The 17988-nt window shown below is 42.2% G+C and carries 16 protein-coding genes; 9 read left to right on the top strand and 7 right to left on the bottom strand.

The window, feature by feature from the left end; all coding sequences use genetic code 11:
* Positions 1-23 precede the first annotated feature (23 nt).
* Positions 24-965 carry a bifunctional riboflavin kinase/FAD synthetase gene (gene ribF, locus ACSLUR_RS03845; protein WP_448551966.1) on the bottom strand — a complete coding sequence of 314 codons (942 nt, stop codon included), beginning with the start codon at positions 963-965 and terminating at the stop codon, positions 24-26.
* A gap of 142 nt (positions 966-1107) precedes the next feature.
* The gene (murJ, locus tag ACSLUR_RS03840; RefSeq protein ID WP_448551965.1) at positions 1108-2697 is read right to left on the bottom strand and encodes a murein biosynthesis integral membrane protein MurJ; all 1590 of its coding nucleotides are present in this window, start codon (positions 2695-2697) and stop codon (positions 1108-1110) included.
* Positions 2698-3045: 348 nt separating this feature from the next.
* Between murJ and rpsT the strand changes: the two genes are divergently transcribed.
* From rpsT to ACSLUR_RS03820, 4 genes are all read left to right on the top strand, one after another.
* Entirely contained in the window at positions 3046-3306 is a 261-nt protein-coding gene (rpsT, locus tag ACSLUR_RS03835; protein ID WP_115999434.1) for a 30S ribosomal protein S20, read from the top strand.
* 301 nt (positions 3307-3607) lie between these two features.
* The gene (locus ACSLUR_RS03830; RefSeq protein WP_448552979.1) at positions 3608-5230 is read left to right on the top strand and encodes a DUF8614 domain-containing protein; all 1623 of its coding nucleotides are present in this window, start codon (positions 3608-3610) and stop codon (positions 5228-5230) included.
* A 232-nt stretch (positions 5231-5462) separates the two neighbouring features.
* Positions 5463-7064 carry a GMC family oxidoreductase gene (locus tag ACSLUR_RS03825; protein WP_448551963.1) on the top strand — a complete coding sequence of 534 codons (1602 nt, stop codon included), beginning with the start codon at positions 5463-5465 and terminating at the stop codon, positions 7062-7064.
* Positions 7065-7148: 84 nt separating this feature from the next.
* A complete protein-coding gene (locus ACSLUR_RS03820; protein ID WP_448551961.1) occupies positions 7149-7652 on the top strand; it encodes a TlpA family protein disulfide reductase in 504 nt (167 codons plus the stop codon).
* Positions 7653-7726: 74 nt separating this feature from the next.
* Here ACSLUR_RS03820 and ACSLUR_RS03815 read toward each other — a convergent pair whose 3' ends face one another.
* The 3 genes from ACSLUR_RS03815 to ACSLUR_RS03805 form a co-directional block, all read right to left on the bottom strand.
* Positions 7727-8908: a tetratricopeptide repeat protein gene (locus ACSLUR_RS03815; protein ID WP_448551959.1), complete on the bottom strand. Its 1182-nt coding sequence runs from the start codon at positions 8906-8908 to the stop codon at positions 7727-7729.
* A 266-nt stretch (positions 8909-9174) separates the two neighbouring features.
* Positions 9175-10971, bottom strand: a complete 1797-nt coding sequence (locus tag ACSLUR_RS03810; RefSeq protein WP_448551957.1) for an acyl-CoA dehydrogenase C-terminal domain-containing protein — start codon at positions 10969-10971, stop codon at positions 9175-9177.
* A gap of 192 nt (positions 10972-11163) precedes the next feature.
* Complete coding sequence (locus ACSLUR_RS03805) at positions 11164-11589, bottom strand: DUF3010 family protein (protein WP_448551955.1); 426 nt, start codon at positions 11587-11589, stop codon at positions 11164-11166.
* Between the two features lie 232 nt (positions 11590-11821).
* On the opposite strand from ACSLUR_RS03805, the gene ACSLUR_RS03800 reads away from it, so the two are divergent.
* The 5 genes from ACSLUR_RS03800 (at position 11822) to ACSLUR_RS03780 (ending at position 15855) form a co-directional block, all read left to right on the top strand.
* Complete coding sequence (locus tag ACSLUR_RS03800) at positions 11822-12517, top strand: TetR/AcrR family transcriptional regulator (RefSeq protein ID WP_448551953.1); 696 nt, start codon at positions 11822-11824, stop codon at positions 12515-12517.
* A gap of 390 nt (positions 12518-12907) precedes the next feature.
* On the top strand, positions 12908-13633 hold the full coding sequence (locus tag ACSLUR_RS03795) for an SDR family NAD(P)-dependent oxidoreductase (protein WP_448551951.1): 726 nt from the start codon (positions 12908-12910) through the stop codon (positions 13631-13633).
* A gap of 49 nt (positions 13634-13682) precedes the next feature.
* Positions 13683-14552, top strand: coding sequence for an amidohydrolase family protein (locus ACSLUR_RS03790; protein WP_448551949.1), 870 nt, complete (start codon positions 13683-13685; stop codon positions 14550-14552).
* A gap of 222 nt (positions 14553-14774) precedes the next feature.
* Entirely contained in the window at positions 14775-15188 is a 414-nt protein-coding gene (locus tag ACSLUR_RS03785; protein WP_448551947.1) for a hypothetical protein, read from the top strand.
* 115 nt (positions 15189-15303) lie between these two features.
* Positions 15304-15855: a DinB family protein gene (locus tag ACSLUR_RS03780; RefSeq protein ID WP_448551945.1), complete on the top strand. Its 552-nt coding sequence runs from the start codon at positions 15304-15306 to the stop codon at positions 15853-15855.
* A 311-nt stretch (positions 15856-16166) separates the two neighbouring features.
* Here the strand turns inward: ACSLUR_RS03780 and ACSLUR_RS03775 are convergent, their stop codons facing one another.
* Complete coding sequence (locus ACSLUR_RS03775) at positions 16167-16550, bottom strand: hypothetical protein (RefSeq protein ID WP_448551943.1); 384 nt, start codon at positions 16548-16550, stop codon at positions 16167-16169.
* Between the two features lie 165 nt (positions 16551-16715).
* Complete coding sequence (locus tag ACSLUR_RS03770) at positions 16716-17981, bottom strand: amidohydrolase family protein (protein ID WP_448551941.1); 1266 nt, start codon at positions 17979-17981, stop codon at positions 16716-16718.
* Positions 17982-17988: the final 7 nt, after the last annotated feature.

Raw genomic sequence — 17988 nt, 5'->3', positions numbered from 1 at the left:
CTCGCTAATTTAGTTTATGTAACTTAAGCCATCTTGGCTTGATATTCAGTTACATAGCGACGCGCCTGTTGGCTGTCTTTGTTAATCTGTTCGGTTAGTTCTTGCAAAGAGTTAAACTTACGTTCTGCGCGCAGTTTATCTAGTAAAACAACTTCCAATATCTGACCGTACACATCTTGGTTGAAGTCGAAAATATGCACTTCAAGTTGTTGTCTAATGCCTGCCACTGTAGGTCTTGAACCAATATTGGCAACACCAAAATATGTCCCAGCTTCGCTATTCACTTGTACCGCATAAACACCGGATACTGGCGATACACGACGTTTGAGCTTGATATTAGCCGTCGGGAAGCCTAACTCTCTACCACGTTTGTCACCGTGGAAAACACGACCATGAATCGAGTAAGGTCTACCCAGCATGCCTTGCGCGTCAGCTAGCCTGTCTTGCTCTAAGGCTTGACGGATCTCGGTACTACTGATGCGGCAATCATCTAATTTAAAGCTCGCGGTATCCGAAACACCAAAGCCAAATTTCTCGCCCGCTTGGCTCAGCATTTTAAAGTCGCCAGTACGATTCTTACCAAAGCGAAAATCATCGCCAATGATCAAATGCTTAATACCAAGCTGTGCAACCAACAATTGCTCGATAAAGTACTCGGCCGTTTGGCTAGCAAAAGCACAATTAAAGTTCACACAAATCAAGCGTTCTACCCCAAGCTCTGCCAGCAAGGCGTATTTATCTCGTAAGCGAGTTAACCGAGCTGGCGCCGTTTCAGGGCTAAACAACTCTTGCGGTTGCGGCTCAAATACCATTACAGCAGACACACAATTCAGTGCTTTCGCCTGCTCTATCAATGCGGTAATAACGCGTTGGTGTCCTAAGTGAACGCCATCGAAATTACCTATGGTCAATACACAGCCGTGATCAGCTGGTTTTATGTTATGAATTCCGCGAATTAACTGCATTGAGCGATTCAATCTTGTCTGTTTAATCTTTTGGCTTAGCTAAGCTGATGTGTTTTTAGACATTCATCAGTTATCAGCAAGTTAGCCTATCTAACCTAAAAAACCGACGAATTATATATTAGTCTCAGTAAAGAATCAGCATTTAACGAGCAGAAATCGGGCTATTTTTATCAACCTTAAAATCACTGAGTTTTACGCGCATTAGCCATAGCAAAGCAAAGTAAAGTATAACGCCGGCAACAATCAAACTACTGATGTGTGCTAACTGCTGTGAAAATACCATTGCAAACCACTCATTTTCGCTTGGCTGAAAATAAATAATAGCGCTAGCCATTAGCGCAGAGGCGACAACTAACTTCGCAAAAAACCACTTGGTTTTACTAGGAATGGTGAACACACCACTGTTTTTCAACCCGCGATAAAGCAGAAATGCATTTAAAGTCGCCGATAAGGTAGTTGCCATTGCCAAACCAACATAGCCATAAAACGGCGCTAACATTAAGTTAAAAACCATGTTTGCTACCATGGCAATTATGCCTATCTTAACCGGAGTTTTGGTATCTTGCCGTGAGTAAAACCCAGGAGCGAGCACTTTGATAAACATAAAACTTACTAAGCCTGAAAGATACGCATAAAGGGCGTAAGACACTTGCAGCACATCGCTTTGACTGAATTCACCGCGCATAAACAGCAGCATGATGATAGGCTGAGCCAGCACCATCAACCCAGCCAATGCTGGCATTCCCATCAAGCAAACAACCCGCAAGCCCCAATCAATGGTAGAGGAAAATTCTGTTTTATTTTCTCTAGCGTGCAGCCCAGAAAGGCTGGGTAAAATTACCGTGGCAATACCGATACCAAATAAACCAAGGGGAAATTCCAGTAAACGATCGGCATAGTACAACCAGCTAATTGAGCCTGTGACTAAGAAACTGGCAATTAAAGTATCTAACAGCAGATTAATTTGGGTAACGGAAACACCAAACAACGCAGGCACAATTAGCTTGCGAATTTTTGCCACTCCAGGTGCATGCCACGCCCACTTGGGTTTTACCAAAACACCTGCGCGATATAAAAACGGTAGTTGAAACAAAAATTGTACTACCCCCCCAAAAAATACCCCCCACGCTAAGGCATAAGCAGGCAAATCAAAGTATGGGGTTAAGAAAATAGCGCTGGCAATAATACAAACATTGAGTAATACCGGTGTAAAAGCGGCGGCGGCAAATTTGCCTAAGGTATTGAGTATTGCGCCAGCAAGTGCGGTTAAGCTAATAAACCACAAATACGGAAAAGTAATTTTGAGTAACGTAGAAGCCAGCTCAAACTTAGTGCCTTGCTCGCCCCCATGCCACCAATCAAGAAACCAGCCAAAACCAAACAGCGCAACAATAACTGGCGAAGCTATCATACCGAACAGGGTAACAAGAGATATCACTACCCCTAACGTGCCAGACACCTGTGCAATCAGTTTTCTGGTTTCATCTGTGCCATTTTTTTCATCTTGTGCTTGATACTCACTGAGCACTGGTACAAAAGCCTGCGCGAATGCCCCCTCAGCAAATAAGCGTCGTAAAAAGTTGGGAATTTTATTAGCAAAGAAAAATACGTCAGCACCTGCGCCTGTTCCCATGAAGTTAGCGATAACCACGTCACGCACTAATCCTAGTACACGAGAGATCATGGTCATGGCGCTGACAATAATGCCTGACTTAATTAACTTTTTACTCACTCTGTTTGCTCAATAGGGAAAATAGACAAAAGAAATATTATGACTGTAACTCAAAGTGTTAAACAAGCAGAGAATGTTCTGTTTACCGCTAGCACTGCAAATAAATAATTTCTGGCTCGCTATGTGTAGCAGCGCTAAAAATCTCGTAAATAACGCAGCTTACTGACGCAAATCGCTATTATTAAACCAATAAATAAATGCCAGGTTGTTCAATGGGAGTTATTAATTTAGCGGTAATTAATAAATCTGGTAATATTTATCGCTAAATTAATTGACAATTCCTCAGAAAAAAGGCATATTTTGCCGCCTTAAATTTAGGCTATATTTTATCACATTTAGGAGTTCACCTTGGCTAACTCAAAGCAAGCTAAGAAACGTGCGGTACAATCTGAAAAGCGCCGTCAACACAATGCAAGCCGTCGTTCAATGATGCGTACTTTAGTTAAAAAAGTAATCGCTGCAATTGAAGCCGGTGACAAAGAATTGGCAACAAAAGAATTAGCAGCTGCGCAACCGATCTTAGATCGTTACGCAACTAAAGGTCTTATTCACAAAAACAAAGCTGCTCGTAGCAAGAGCCGTTTAAACGCTGCTATCAAAGCACTTTAATTTGTTTTTGTAGACGCTTAAGTATCTTTTAAAGATAAAGCGATGTTAAAAACCGGCAACTACGCCGGTTTTTTTATAACTGTATTTTTTCTAAAACTACATACCGATACCCGCGCGCATCAAGAGCTATTGATAGCTGCATAATTAGTAAAGCCTCATTCAGAATAGTTGCACCCTGCAATGTTTTTTCCTACTCTTTTTGCCGTCAATGATAATGAGAATTTCCCGTATGAATCTACATTCAACAACCAATAACAAATCAATCAAAGCTAAGCTTAGCAAACTCGCTGCCGTTGTTTTAATGGCCACATCAGTGCTTTCAGCCTGTGGTGACAACACAACAAAAACAGAGCAAGCACCTACATTAGTTGAAAACTATGAAAACCGTTTAGACATCTATAAAACAGTTACGCTAAGTGCTGATTTAAGCCACTTATCTGACAATCAAAAGCAAATGTTATCGCTGCTAATTGACGCTTCCAAAATTATGGACGATCTATTCTGGAAACAAGCATTTGGCCAAGACAAAACAGCGTTTCTGGCAAAATTAAGTGACCCGAAAGTAAAAGCTTTTGCTGAAATTAACTATGGCCCTTGGGATCGATTAGATGGCGACAAAGCGTTCTTAACTGGTTTTGATGCAAAATCGCATGGCGCACAGTTTTACCCAGCAGACATGACAAAAGCCGAGTTTGAGCAAGCAGACTTTGCGGACAAGCAAGGCTTATATTCTATCGTTGAACGCGATGCTAATGGCAAACTTACATCAACTGCCTACTCAGAGATTTACACAGATGAAATCAACCGCGCAGCCGCTATTCTAGAAAAAGCAGCAGGCTTTGCCGATAACCAAGAATTCGCTAATTACCTTAAAATGCGCGCCAACGCCCTGCGTGCCGACGATTACCAAGCGTCAGACTTTGCCTGGATGGACATGAAAACTAATCCAATTGACGTGGTGATTGGTCCAATTGAAACTTATGAAGATCAGTTATTTGGCTATCGCGCAGCGTTTGAATCTTATGTGTTAGTCAAAGACCTATCTTGGAGTGAGCGTTTAGCGAAATACGCAGCGTTTTTACCAGAACTACAGCGCGACTTGCCCGTCGCTAAGAAATACAAGCAGGAAACACCCGGCTCTGACGCTGACTTAAATGCTTACGATGTAATTTATTATGCTGGGCATTCAAATGCGGGGGGCAAAACAATTGCCATCAACCTACCAAATGACGAAGAAGTACAGTTAGCCAAAGGTACACGTCGCCTTCAGCTAAAAAATGCTATGCGTGCTAAATTTGATGCCATTATGCTACCGATTGCCGAGCAGCTTATTGTGCCAGAGCAACGTAAGCACGTAACTTTCAATGGCTTCTTCGCGAACACCATGTTCCATGAAGTCGCACACGGCTTAGGCATTAAAAACACCATCAACGAGCAAGGCACCGTTCGCCAAGCATTAAAAGAGCATGCTTCTGCGCTTGAAGAGGGCAAAGCTGACGTGCTTGGCCTTTACATGGTCAAACAGTTGCTTGCTAAAGGCGCAATCACTGAAGGTACGCTTGAGGATTACTACGTTACCTTTATGGCGGGTATCTTCCGCTCTGTGCGTTTTGGCGCAAGCTCTGCGCACGGTAAAGCAAACATGGTGCGCTTCAATTACTTCCAAGAGCAAGGTGCCTTTAGCCGTGACGAGCAAGGTTTATACAGCGTAAACATGGAGAAAATGACGCAAGCTGTTGATTCTTTATCTGAGCTAATTTTGACGCTGCAAGGCAATGGTGATTACGCAGGCGTTGATCAGTTGGTCAAAGAAAAAGGCCTGATCAAAGAAGACCTAGCGAAAAGCTTAGCGAAGCTTGAAGCGGCAAATATTCCTGTAGATATTGTTTTTGAGCAAGGCAAACAAGTACTAGGGCTGAAATAACCTTGTTTAGGACGAGTCACTAAAAGCAAACCAAGCCGAAGCTTAGCTTCGGCTTTTTTATGTCTAATTTAACTTTTCTGTTAAGTTCTCTAGTCGTTATTTTCGCTTTCAGTCAAACAAACGCAGAATAGTGCTCGCATTGTCTCTATTAATTCTGTATATAAAAAGCACAATAATAAAAATAAATGAAATTACGAATCTTAAATTACAACGAAAATACAACAGGTGAACAATGGATAGTTTTGATTTTATCATTGTTGGGGGAGGTTCTGCTGGCTGCGTGCTAGCCGATAAGTTATCTGCAGATGGACAATTTCAAGTATGTCTAATTGAGGCTGGTCCCAAAGACAGCTCACCATTCATTCATGTTCCTTTGGGAACGATTGAGCTGATGCGCAGTAGCAAATACAACTGGCTATACGATACTGCCCCAGAAGCAACTCAAAACCAACGTCAAATATTTAACCCTAGAGGCAAAACACTCGGTGGTAGTAGCTCGGTTAACGCTATGCTTTATGTTCGAGGCCAAAAAGAAGACTATGATGCATGGCGTGATATGGGCAATGAAGGCTGGGGATATGACGACGTACTTCCCTATTTCAAGGCCACTCAGCATCAAGAACGTGGCGCTGATGATTACCACGGGATAGAAGGCCCGCTCAATGTCGCTGAGTCGCGCTGTAAACTTCCCGTATTTGATAAATTTATCAGCTCCGCCGCCAATGCTGGTTACCCAATAAATAATGATTTTAATGGCGCCTCGCAAGAAGGTGTTGGCTACTACCAAGTAACCCAAAAAGACGGTGAACGCTGCAGCGCCGCCAAAGCATTTTTGACTCCAAATTTAGATCGCCCCAACCTCACCGTTTTAACCGAAGCTATGGTTGAAAAAGTGCTATTTGAAGAAAAGATCGCAGTGGGTGTAAGAATAAAACATAAACAAAAATGGAAAGAAATTGTTGCCCATAAGGAAGTCATACTCAGTGCGGGCGCATTTAATTCTCCTCAGCTCCTTATGCTCTCCGGCGTTGGTCCAAAAGCTGAACTAGAAAAACACAATATTCCTGTAGTACATGAGCTAGCAGGGGTCGGGCAAAACTTACAAGATCATGTAGACATTATCGTACTCAATGAGTACCAAGAAACCGATGGCATTGCCTTTCGCCCTGTTGCCATGGCAAAACTCGCTCCAAGCGTTCTAAAGTACTTTACCAAGCGTGAAGGTGTACTCACTAGTGCAGCAGCTGAAGCAGGCGGCTTTATCAAAACAGATAACACACTAGGGCGACCTGATATTCAGCTACATTTTATGCCTTTTGCGATGGACGACCATGGTCGTAATTTAACAATGCTTTGCCGCTATGGAGTGGCAATGCATGTTTGCTTGCTAAGGCCCCAAAGCAGAGGACAAGTTACCTTATTTGGCAATGCTCCGCACTTACACCCCAAAATTGAACTTAACATGCTTTCTGACAAAGATGATCAGGCACTTATGGTTGAGGGAGTGCGCAGGGTTAGAGAAATTTTCGCTCAACATCCACTTGCAGGAGAGCTAGGTAATGAAATCTACCCGGGTGTATCTGCCACCACAGACGAAGATATTCTAGCCTTTCTTAGAGAGCGAGCTAATACCATTTATCATCCAGTGGGAACATGTAAAATGGGTAGTGATGAAATGGCTGTGGTAGATAAAGACTTAAAAGTACATGGCTTAAAGTCGCTTCGCGTTATTGATGCTTCCATCATGCCTACGCTTATAAGCGGTAATACCAATGCGCCAACCATTATGATTGCTGCTAAGGTTGCCGACTCCATACTTGCACAATACCAGTAAATTTATTTTCTGGAATTGAATGAATAATGTCACTTGCATGGTCTAGTAACATTATTACTTCACTCATTTAATTTCAGGAAAGCTATGAAACTTCAATCAATCTGCTTAGCAGCCAGCCTTTTCTTACTAACCATTAGCAACGCTTTTGCAGAACAAAAAGCTTCATCAAAAACACCGTCAAACATAGTGCCGGACTGGCAGCTTACCATGCAAAATGGTGAGCCAATAAATTGGAAAATGTTTGAAGGTAAGCCAGTAATTTTGCATTTTTGGGCGACTTGGTGTCCATACTGTAAGCGCCTGCAACCAAAATTAGTCGAATTAGTCGAAAAACACCCTGAAGTGGTATTAGTAGGTATTAGTTTCAACGAAGATGAAGATGCTAAACCTCAAGATGTATTAGCAGAGCGCGGTTATACCTTTAAAACAGCCGTTAATGGCGAAGAAGCAGTCAGAAAGTTCGGTGTTTCAGGCACGCCAACAACCTTCTTTATCAAGCGCAATGGTGAAGCCATTTTTAAATACACCAGCTCAGATATTAAAGACCCTCGCCTTCTAAAAGCCACACAGGTTATCGCCGAAAAGTAATCAAGTGGTTTGAATTATCGGCTTAATTTAACAGCTTAGTAAATCCCTCCATTCAATAGTATCAACCAATCTCGCTATTGGTTGATACCTGACGCCTTATTTCGCCCGTACAGCTTATATTTCAGTTGACGTCGCTCCGACTGTTCATAGGTCCAGTCAAGTGCTTTAGCAATTGCGTTTTTAGCTCTTGCTTCATGACCTTTAGCCATATGAACCTGATATAAGCCAACATAAGCTTGATTAACATATGGCGCTAACTCAATGGTACGATTAAAAAATGCAATGGCTTGCTGATGGTTACCTTGCTGCTGGGCTAAATAAGCCTGATCGAGCCAACTGTAGGGGTTTGGATCTTCAAGTTTCGCCATTTTTTCTTGCAACCTATTAGCCTCTTTAGTGCGCTGTTGCATAGACAATAAGGTTGCATAGTTACTCAACAGCGAAAGATTATTGGGTGCGCGTTTCATGGCATATTTGTATATTTGCTCCGCCGTGTATTCATCCCCTTTTCGACGATGCACCACGGCTAACAAGTTCATTACTTCAACGCTAGCAGGGTCATACTGATAGGCTGTAATCGCATTAGCAAAGGCTGTTTCCAGATCACCTGCGACTAATGCATCAGTTGCAATATTTTTGTAGTACATAGCAACAAACTGATGGTACTTAAGGTAACGACTCTTTATATTGCTTGAGTCAGGAAAGTAATCAATCACAACGCCTGCATTGGCGAAAATAGAACTCAGGCTCCCTTCGCTGGGCGCTGCAAATAACTTAGTTTGCACATGAATTGATGACAACACCAAGTTATTCTGCTTTTCAAACACCGGTAGGGTAAGCACTTCCCTAAAAGCTAAATCAACACCCACTAAACGTGCCAAAGCAGTGGTCAGAATAGCTAAGCTCATACAATTGCCCTCCAAGCTAGCCATTGCTTGAGAGGCGGTATGCGTTTCCCCGTAATAAGTAAAGTTTGACAATTTACTGAGCAAGTAATCACTGATAATTTTATGCTTGTCGTCTCCATGTGCTAGTGCCTTGTTGTAATAATCAAGAAACTGCTGTTGTTGGGCAGCACTGAGACTGAAAAGCGCTTTTTCTGAGGTGATATCAACGGTTTGAGGGTTAAATAGATGATAAGCGATCGGTAGTGCTTGCGCTGCGTTTTTCTGATTTACTTGATTCGCCTGCCCGCCATAGTGATTACTGCAGCCAACAACCATAAATACGAATATCAAAACCGCTAAACTACGCATTGTCACTCCTTAACTACCAATTCCTTTGTGCACGAAGACATTATTTACAGTAATACTTGGTTAATAAAAGGTCTACTAATTTTTTCGTAATATAATTAGTTGTCGTAATTTAGTTAGATGTATTGTGCTGAGATTGGAAATGATGTGGTTGCCATATGAATATGTGATGGAGAGATCAATGACCGCCTGCCAAGCATTGAGCCTCTCCCACAAAAAAGGCCAACAAAATGCTGGCCTTTTAAATCACTAAGAATCGTGTATTTTAATTAAAATACGAACTCTTCTAGGTCATGTGCCATCATGCTGTCTGCACCGTTTTCGATACATGCTGCATGACCGTGTGCACGAGGTAAGATACGTGCAAAGTAGAAGCGAGCTGTTTTGATTTTCGCTTCGTAGAAGGCTTTATCTTCTGTACCTTCAGCTAACTGAGTGAAAGCAACCTTCGCCATTTTTGCCCAGAAATAAGCAAGCGTTAAGTAACCTGAATACATTAGGTAGTCAACCGATGCTGCGCCAATTTCATCAGGGTTTTGCATCGCTTTCATGCCAATTTCTTGCGTCATCTTCTGCCAGTTAGGCGCGATGGTAATCATCGGCTTAATGAACTCACTCATTTGCTCATCAGTTACATTCTCAGTACAGAACTGTGTAACCTCTGCCGCAAACGGCTTAATTAGTTCACCTTTCGAACCTAAGATTTTACGCGCAAGTAAATCAAGTGCTTGAATACCTGTAGTACCTTCGTATAAACAGCTGATCTTAGTATCACGCATCAACTGCTCCATGCCCCATTCTTTAATGAAGCCGTGGCCACCGAATACCTGCACACCGTGGCTAGTACACTCAAGACCTAATTCAGTAAGGAAAGCTTTAGCGATTGGCGTTAATAGCGCTAACTTGCTTTCAGCTTCGGTACGTTTCGCTGCGTCTTTTTCTACTTCAACAATATCAACAAGCTGTGCTAAGTAACCGTTTAATGCACGGCCACCTTCAGCAATCGACTTTTGCGTAAGTAGCATACGACGCACGTCTGGGTGCACGATAATTGGGTCAGCTGCGCCGTTCGGGTTCTTAGGACCTGTTAATGAACGCATTTGTAAACGGTCTTGAGCGTAAGCTAGTGAACCTTGGAAAGCTGCATCAGCCGCTGCAACACCTTCATTGGCAACACCTAAACGTGCCGCATTCATAAAGGTAAACATGCAGTTTAGACCACGGTTAACTTCACCAATTAGGTAACCTTTCGCGCCATCGAAGTTGATAACACAAGTCGCATTCGCGTGAATACCCATTTTGTGCTCAATTGAGCCACAGTTAACGCCATTGCGCTCAGCTTTTTCACCGTCAGCAGTTACGTTGAACTTAGGCACAACAAATAAAGAAATACCTTTAGTGCCGGCTGGTGAACCAGGAATGCGAGCAATTACAATGTGAACAATGTTGTCTGATAAATCGTGCTCACCTGCAGAGATAAAGATCTTAGTACCCGTTAGTGAGTATGAACCATCGTCATTTAACTCAGCTTTGGTACGTAACATACCTAAGTCAGTACCACAGTGTGGTTCTGTTAAACACATAGTACCAGTCCAGGTACCTTCAACTAGCTTAGGCATGAACATGTTTTTTTGCTCTTCTGTACCATGCGCTTCTAACGTTGCTAGTGCACCATGGCTTAGGCCTGGGTACATTGCGAAACTGTGGTTTGCAGCTGATAAGAACTCACCAATTGCAGTATTAATTGAGTGCGGTAAACCTTGACCACCGTGTTCAACAGGTTGAGATAATGTTGGCCAGCCGCCTTCTACGTATTGTTGGTATGCTTCTTTAAAGCCATCAGGTGTAGTGACAACACCGTCTTCCCACTTACAGCCTTGCTCGTCACCGGATTGGTTAATTGGCGCAATCACTTCTTCAGTGAACTTACCCGCTTCGGCCATAATTGCGTTTACCATGTCAGGTGTTGCATCTTCATAGCCTAGGTTTTGGTAGTGAGTTTCACAGTCTAACAATTCTTGCATCACGAACTGCATGTCACGCAGTGGAGCTTTATATTCTGGCATTGTTGTTTCCTCAAAATTGATCCTACCACCAACTGGTCGGACTAGTTATACCCATACATTTTAACAAGGTTGACAGCCATTTTAAAAGTGTAATCTAGCTATCTATGCTCAATATAACCTTGGTTTATACAAGGCTATTGTGGCTGTTAATAGCTATGCTTTTCTTGTTGGGCATTAAAGCTATTAATAAACCTATCGTGCTTCTAAAAACGCAAACACGGTTTCAAACGCTGTTTGCTGAAACTTTTTCAATCCTGTATCACGAAAATCGATACCTACTTGGCTTTTTGCTAGCGTGTTCTTCACAAAACTGCCTGAGACAATATCTACTTTTACGCTATCGATTAGTTGAATTGCTGCTTCAAGCTTAAAACCAACAGGGCCACCAGCAAACTTACCTTTTAGTGCTCTGCCTTTAATCACCACGTGCTCAATTTGGTAGTCTTCCATCAGCTTCTTAAATGCGAACTGAAACTTTTGTACTTGCTCAGCATCGCCGGCATCGTCAATCGAAACTTTAGCAACCCTTAGTTGCGGTAAATCATACAAGCCGTTTTCCAACGCCATTACACATACAATTGCATCATTACCTTTAAGCTCTACACCACATACTTTCATAATTTTAGCCTCTTTATACGCCCAGCGTACTCTCTGCATATCAATGGGCGGTATTATGCGCTCGTCTGTATGTGAAGGACAGTATTTTTGCCTTATTACGCACAAAATCGAACAAAGGTTTGAAGCTTTTACACTAATAAGTTTACTGAGGGATAAATTAATTGGCTTTGCTAGCGACTCCCTTGCTCGACTTAGCCTAATTGTTACCTTACACTGCAAGGTAAATTTGCTGATGAGAACAAGCCATTCAGCAATTGCCAGTTCAGTAAAACCAACGGATGAAGTGAAAAGTATGCAGCAAGATTCAATTATTGAAGCCAAACAGGTACGTAGTCAGCAAACTCAGGAAAAGTTACTTAATGCACTCAATAATTGTTTGAAAGAAGACTTCTTTGAACATATCAGTATTGCTCAAATCACCGAACAAGCAGGCGTTTCTGTTGGCACCTTTTATCGCCGTTTTAAAAATAAAGAAGCGCTATTACCCTATTTATACCAAGATTTCGGTACCCAACAGCGGGCATGGGTGTTGTCGTTAACTACCGTTAAGCAAGAATCGCTTGCCCAGCAAGTGCAATATATCATCGACAATTGTTGTGAGTTCTTAAGCAGCAATGCCGGTGTACTTAGAACCTTGCACTTAAACTCGCGTTTGTACCCCGAAATTTTACCGACTAGCCAACTAAGTGAGCGTTCACAAGAATATCGAGAGATTTCTGCAATGTTAATTCAACATTCGACAGAAATTAATCACCCGCAGCCTAGCATGGCTTGTGATATGGCAACCTTTATGATGATAAACGGCCTGATTGAGAAAATTCTCTACCAAGACTTAACACCAGCAATTGCTTCGCCATTGGCGATGGCAGAGCACTGCAAACAACTTGGTGCAATGATCTTGGGTTACCTCACCGCTAAGCCCAAGTAGAACCTGAACAGAGCGTAAGTAAAGCCAGCGTAAACCAGCTAAACTTGCTATGAAGACAACTAAGCAGACAAATAGCTAATCCGAAAATAATTAAGCTTTATACCAATTTGATTAATTATTTAGTCCCTCAGAATGGCATAAGCAGTATTAGAACAAACGAAATTTATGACGATATAGTTGTTCTACATCAAGTGAATTTTGTGCAGTTATCATGCTGCTTATGCATTCCCAAGGGCGAGTTTTAAAGGCCCATATACTGCGTTATGGCGTTTGACAAGGGAATAACCATTCTCTACACGCCAAGCCTTGTCTATGAGCCTTTAAACTCTCGCTGAGTGATCAAATAATTATTCAATTTGGTATTATATCAACCTATTGAGACAACTTATTGTGACAAAAACTTGTGTAATTACTGGTGGTAGCTCAGGCATTGGCCTAAGCATCGTTAAATCTTTTATTAATGATGGCTATCAAGTCTTTAACTTAGACATTCAACCTAGTGAATATGGTCATTTTATTCGCTGTGATATGACCGATGTTTCAGCGGTCAAAAATGCGGTTGAAAAAATCGGTAACGAACACAAAATTGACGTTTTAGTTTCAAACGCAGGCGTTCACTTTTCTGCAAATATAGAAGACACCAGTGAAGCTGACTTTGAGCGCGTATTTAACATCAATGTAAAAGGTGCCTATGCGGCAACACAAGCTTGCTTGCCTTTTATGCGAGCGCAACAAAACGGTTCAATTATCTACATTGCCAGTGATCAAGCCTTAATTGGCAAGCGAAATTCATTCGCATACAACTTGTCTAAGTCAGCCCTTGCTTCAATGGCGCGTACCACCGCACTTGATTATGCCGTACATAACATACGCGCTAACGCGGTATGCCCAGGTACAATTGAAACTCCGCTTTATCACAACGCGATTAATCGTTATGTTGAAAGCTCAGGAGCAAACATTGACGAAGTCCATCAAGAAGAAGCAGCATTGCAACCACTTGGTAGGCTGGGTCAACCAGAAGAAGTCGCCGAGCTAACCTTATTCCTAGCGTCAGATAAGGCTAAATTTATTACTGGCAGCTTGCAGGTCATTGATGGCGGTTACACCGCTCAATAAGTTTAAATAGCAATGGTAGCAATTAAAGCAAAGCATCCGAATTAGCACTATGCGGCTCATTGACCCTCACCTACACTTGTTTGACCTTGCAAAAGGTGATTATCACTGGCTGAAAAGTGAAAATCCGCCATATTGGTCAGATAAAGCGACAATAGCTCGTGATTTTAGTTTTCACGACTTACTGCTAGAGGCCCCGCTATCGTTAGCAGGCTTTGTTCATATTGAAGCGGGGTTTGATAATCAAGCACCATGGCGAGAAATTGCTTGGCTAGAAGAAACCATCAAGCCGTCATACCAGTTAGCGTTTAAAACTATCGCCACCATTGATTTGAGCGCAGATATTGCAATCGTTAAACAATCGCTCGCTAAATTATCAGGTTTTTCCTCTGTCGTTGGCGTGCGCCATATTCTCGATGATAATGCTGTCTATGTGCTATCGCAAGCAGGCGTTATTGAAAAGTTTGAGGCGATTGCCGCACATGACTTTCACTTTGAGCTGCAACTGTCTTTAGCAGATTTACCTGCTGTAAACTTGCTAGTCGATATTCTCGATAACCTTCCCGAGCTAAGAGTTATCATTAATCATGCTGGCTGGCCAAGCACAAACTTAGCAGGTGACCACAACTGGCAACAAAGCATACAAGTGCTTGCAGGCTATAACACGGTTGCGCTTAAGTGCTCTGGTTGGGAGATGACTAACCGTCACTATGACTCATACTGGCAACAGCAAGTTGTTGATTACACAGTCGGTTGTTTTGGTGAGCATCGAGTAATGCTCGCCAGTAATTTCCCGTTAACCCTATTTTCGACCTCTTACCAAGCGTTATGGCAGAACTATCGAACATCAATTGTTGATCCTTCACTAGCATCCAAACTCATGTTTGAAAATGCCTATCTATGGTATGGATTTGCTCGCTAAGCTAGTTAATTTAGCTGACGGCGCTATTTAAATAACTAAGCTAATGGCTCATTCGCTATATCCCACCACTCATAAAACAACCAAGTCATTTTTCAATTATTAATAAAGGCATTCTGCGTCAAAGCCTGCATTAGTTGCTAACCTTAAAGCTGATAATACATGCAGCGTTGCCAATACAATGGGCAATAACCCCACGACACGGTTAATTAGGCGAGTGATTCAGTGAATACTGTAGAACTTATTGATGTGATTGAGAAATTAGAATCTCGATTAAACAGTTACTGGAATTTCTATTCAATCGCCATTATTGCGATCAGTGGCTGGCTATTGTCACTCAATAAACCCAGCGAATTTCCAATAGAATCTGCTGTTATTTTAACTATTGGCTTTTTATTATTTATCATCATGAATGCCTCTGTTTTACTACCTCTAACCAAGCGGATATACGCGTTAGAAAAAGTGCTTATAGTGACAGTAGCAGAAACGACAACGCTGGTACCTGAATTGAAAACGATTTTATCAAAACCTCTTATTAACAATAGGTATATCGGTACTATCGTAATGTACTTTTTGCTTGCGATCGCAATGCTCGTTTTTATTGCGTACAAGGCTTATGTACTAAATTTTTCGGATTAAAACCCAATGTTGCAGTTGAAACCGAATATCGCAACCTAACATTAAATTTTCGCATAACAGCGATTTCTAACAACAAGCCAATAAATTGCAATCAAATGACAAACAAGGAAATCTGTTGAGTATTGTTCAAAATTTTCAAATGATGGCAATCTATAACCAGCGCATGAATCAGCTACTGCTGACTGTATGCCAAGCTTTGCCAAAAGCGCTACTAGACAAACCAACTAATTCTTTCTTCGCAACTATCACCGACTACTGGAACCATCTACTATTTGGTGATCTCATCTTACTTGGTCGACTGGCAAGCAACAATTTAGCAAGCTTATCCAACGCTTCATTGGCAAGTTTTCCAACGCCAGTATCACCGCAAGATACTTACTATAAGCATATCGAGGAGCTAAGTAGTGTTAGAGCTAAGCTTGATGAACTATTAGTTGAATTTTGCCAAGGGCTTAGCGAACAAGAATGCGGTAAGGTAATACACTACACCACCACAGAAGGTGACACTGTGACCAAAGTCGCTAGCGACGTAATTCAGCATTTATTTAACCATCAAACCCACCATCGAGGTCAACTCACTTGTGTATTGAGTCAATTTGGTGCTGACTATGGTTGTATGGATTTGCCAGTGATTGTTCCAGAAGGCAGCGGGCTTATAGACACCTAATCACCTGAAAACAATAAATTTTTACTAGGGCGTGTTGATCTTTCAGGGTTGTTTTTGCAGTAGTCTGTTTGGGTTTTATACAAGACGGCACTTGTGCAGTGTAGTCATTCTCCATAAATAAGTGCCAACACAGTAGAAAACTCAAACAGACGCTGCCCTGCGGGTTCATCTAAACGCCTCCTGCTCATTGTTGCTCGCTTTTTACATAGAATGACTATGCGACAAAGCGAGCTCCGCGATCAGAACGCGTTTAGATTGAACAAAATTCAATCTCGAAAGATCAACACGCCCTAAATTAGGCAAAATTTGAATTACTTCTCCTTTAATATTGTCTTTGCCTGACTGACAGCTTCTTCCATTGAATATACGTACTTCATATTCTCATAGGTTGCTTGATGCATATCCAGAATCGTTTTGTTCATCGGCTTTGGTGCAACTAAGAATAGGTAACGGCAATTATTGCTAAGGCTCCACGCTTGAATCTCTTTTAGCGCATCCATCAACTCCATCGCGCCCCCTTCAAACTCTAGCGTATCTGCAATCCTTACCCAGGGTTGGTGACGCACAAACTCAGCCTTAAGCTTTATGTCTTCAAAATACTGCTGTACACCTTCAACATTCCATACCCCCCGCATCGTGGTGTACATAATGCTGTCAGATATAGATATTTCATAATCACAATGTGCTTTAAACATTACTTCTCATTATTTTCATTGAGTGCCTAGTTTATTAAAGATTTTCGCTAAGTGACTGAACCTTTGCTAAGAAACTAAATCGTAAAAACAAAAAAACCTCATTAACAAGTTAATGAGGTTTTTAGACATAATGCAAATTTTAGCATACCTATTTACTTGGTATTTTTACTTAGTATAGGCACGCGGCATTTCGCTAGATGTTGTATAGCGCTCGCGTAGTTTATCTTGACGGCTTTCAAGCAGCTGCTGCTCACCGTCAATCCACATTTGCTCAACCGTTGTGCTTAGCTCAAATGGGTCAGCACTCCACAGCACGATATCTGCAGGTTTGCCAACCGCAATGCGGCCAGTATCTAGGTTAAACGCATCGGCAACGTTAGCTGTAACCGCGGCTAAGGCTTCTTGGTAGTCCATACCATTAGCAACAGCATTACCTGCATCAAAGCGCAACTGGTGGGCATTGTGCGAATCACCATCGACAGTCAATACCACGTTAACACCTGCTTTATCTAATTTGCCCGCATTCGCTAAATTAACGTGCAATGAGTCAAAGCTACCCGGTAGGTTGCGCAGTGCCCCCATCACGACAGGCACTTCAGCGTCAGCAATTTGCTTCGCCACTAATGGCGCATCAGCCGCACCAAGCAATACCAAATCAAGGTTAAAGCGTTGCTTAAGCTCAAGCACAGCTAAAATGTCGGTGGCGCGATCAACATAAACAAGTAGCGGCTTTTCACCTTTTAACAGCGCATTGATTTCCTGCTCACTGCGCTTGGGCTCTTTCTTATCTTTGCTATCTTTACCATTTTTAGCAGCCATTTTCGCCGCTTTATCTAGCGCTTTTTTCGCATCTTCAAGCTTGTGCGTTAACGCCAGTAAATTAGTCGCACGTGAACCTTTAGATTCGCTACCAAGTGCTACTAGCACGCCATTTTTGGCGCTAAAAACACTGTCAAACTCGCCATTTAGTTTGGCGGCAAAGGTTTGCCCTTTAAACATGCTGTCGCCACCATTTGGCGCCGTGACATTGGTAGTAATACCTGCTTTACGGGTAAAAGAGATCAGGCTCGATTTAGGGTTAAAAGCAACACTTGGGTCGAAAGTAATATCCGCTTTCTTCGCATCAGCATCTCGGCTGTGAGCAACCGCGCTAACTTCCACTAAGCCAATTTGGTTCATTGAACTAATAAAGCCCGGCGTCAGTACCTTACCATTGGCATCAATGACTTGATCAGCCGCAACAGATTCAGGGTTAATTGCGGTGATCACGCCGTTATCAATCACTACAGTCGCATTTTCAAGCACACCGGCATCGGTTACCGTGTGCACTTTTGCGTTAGTAATCGCCACGCTAGCAGCATGTGCTGAAGACGCCGTGGCTAGTGCTAAGGCAATTAATGATGATTTAAAACGTTTATTTCTCAATGTCATAGTCTTT

The sequence above is a fragment of the Thalassotalea montiporae genome, from assembly GCF_053485855.1.
Note: the sequence above shows the minus strand (reverse complement) of the source record. Positions and strands in the feature narration are given on the sequence as shown.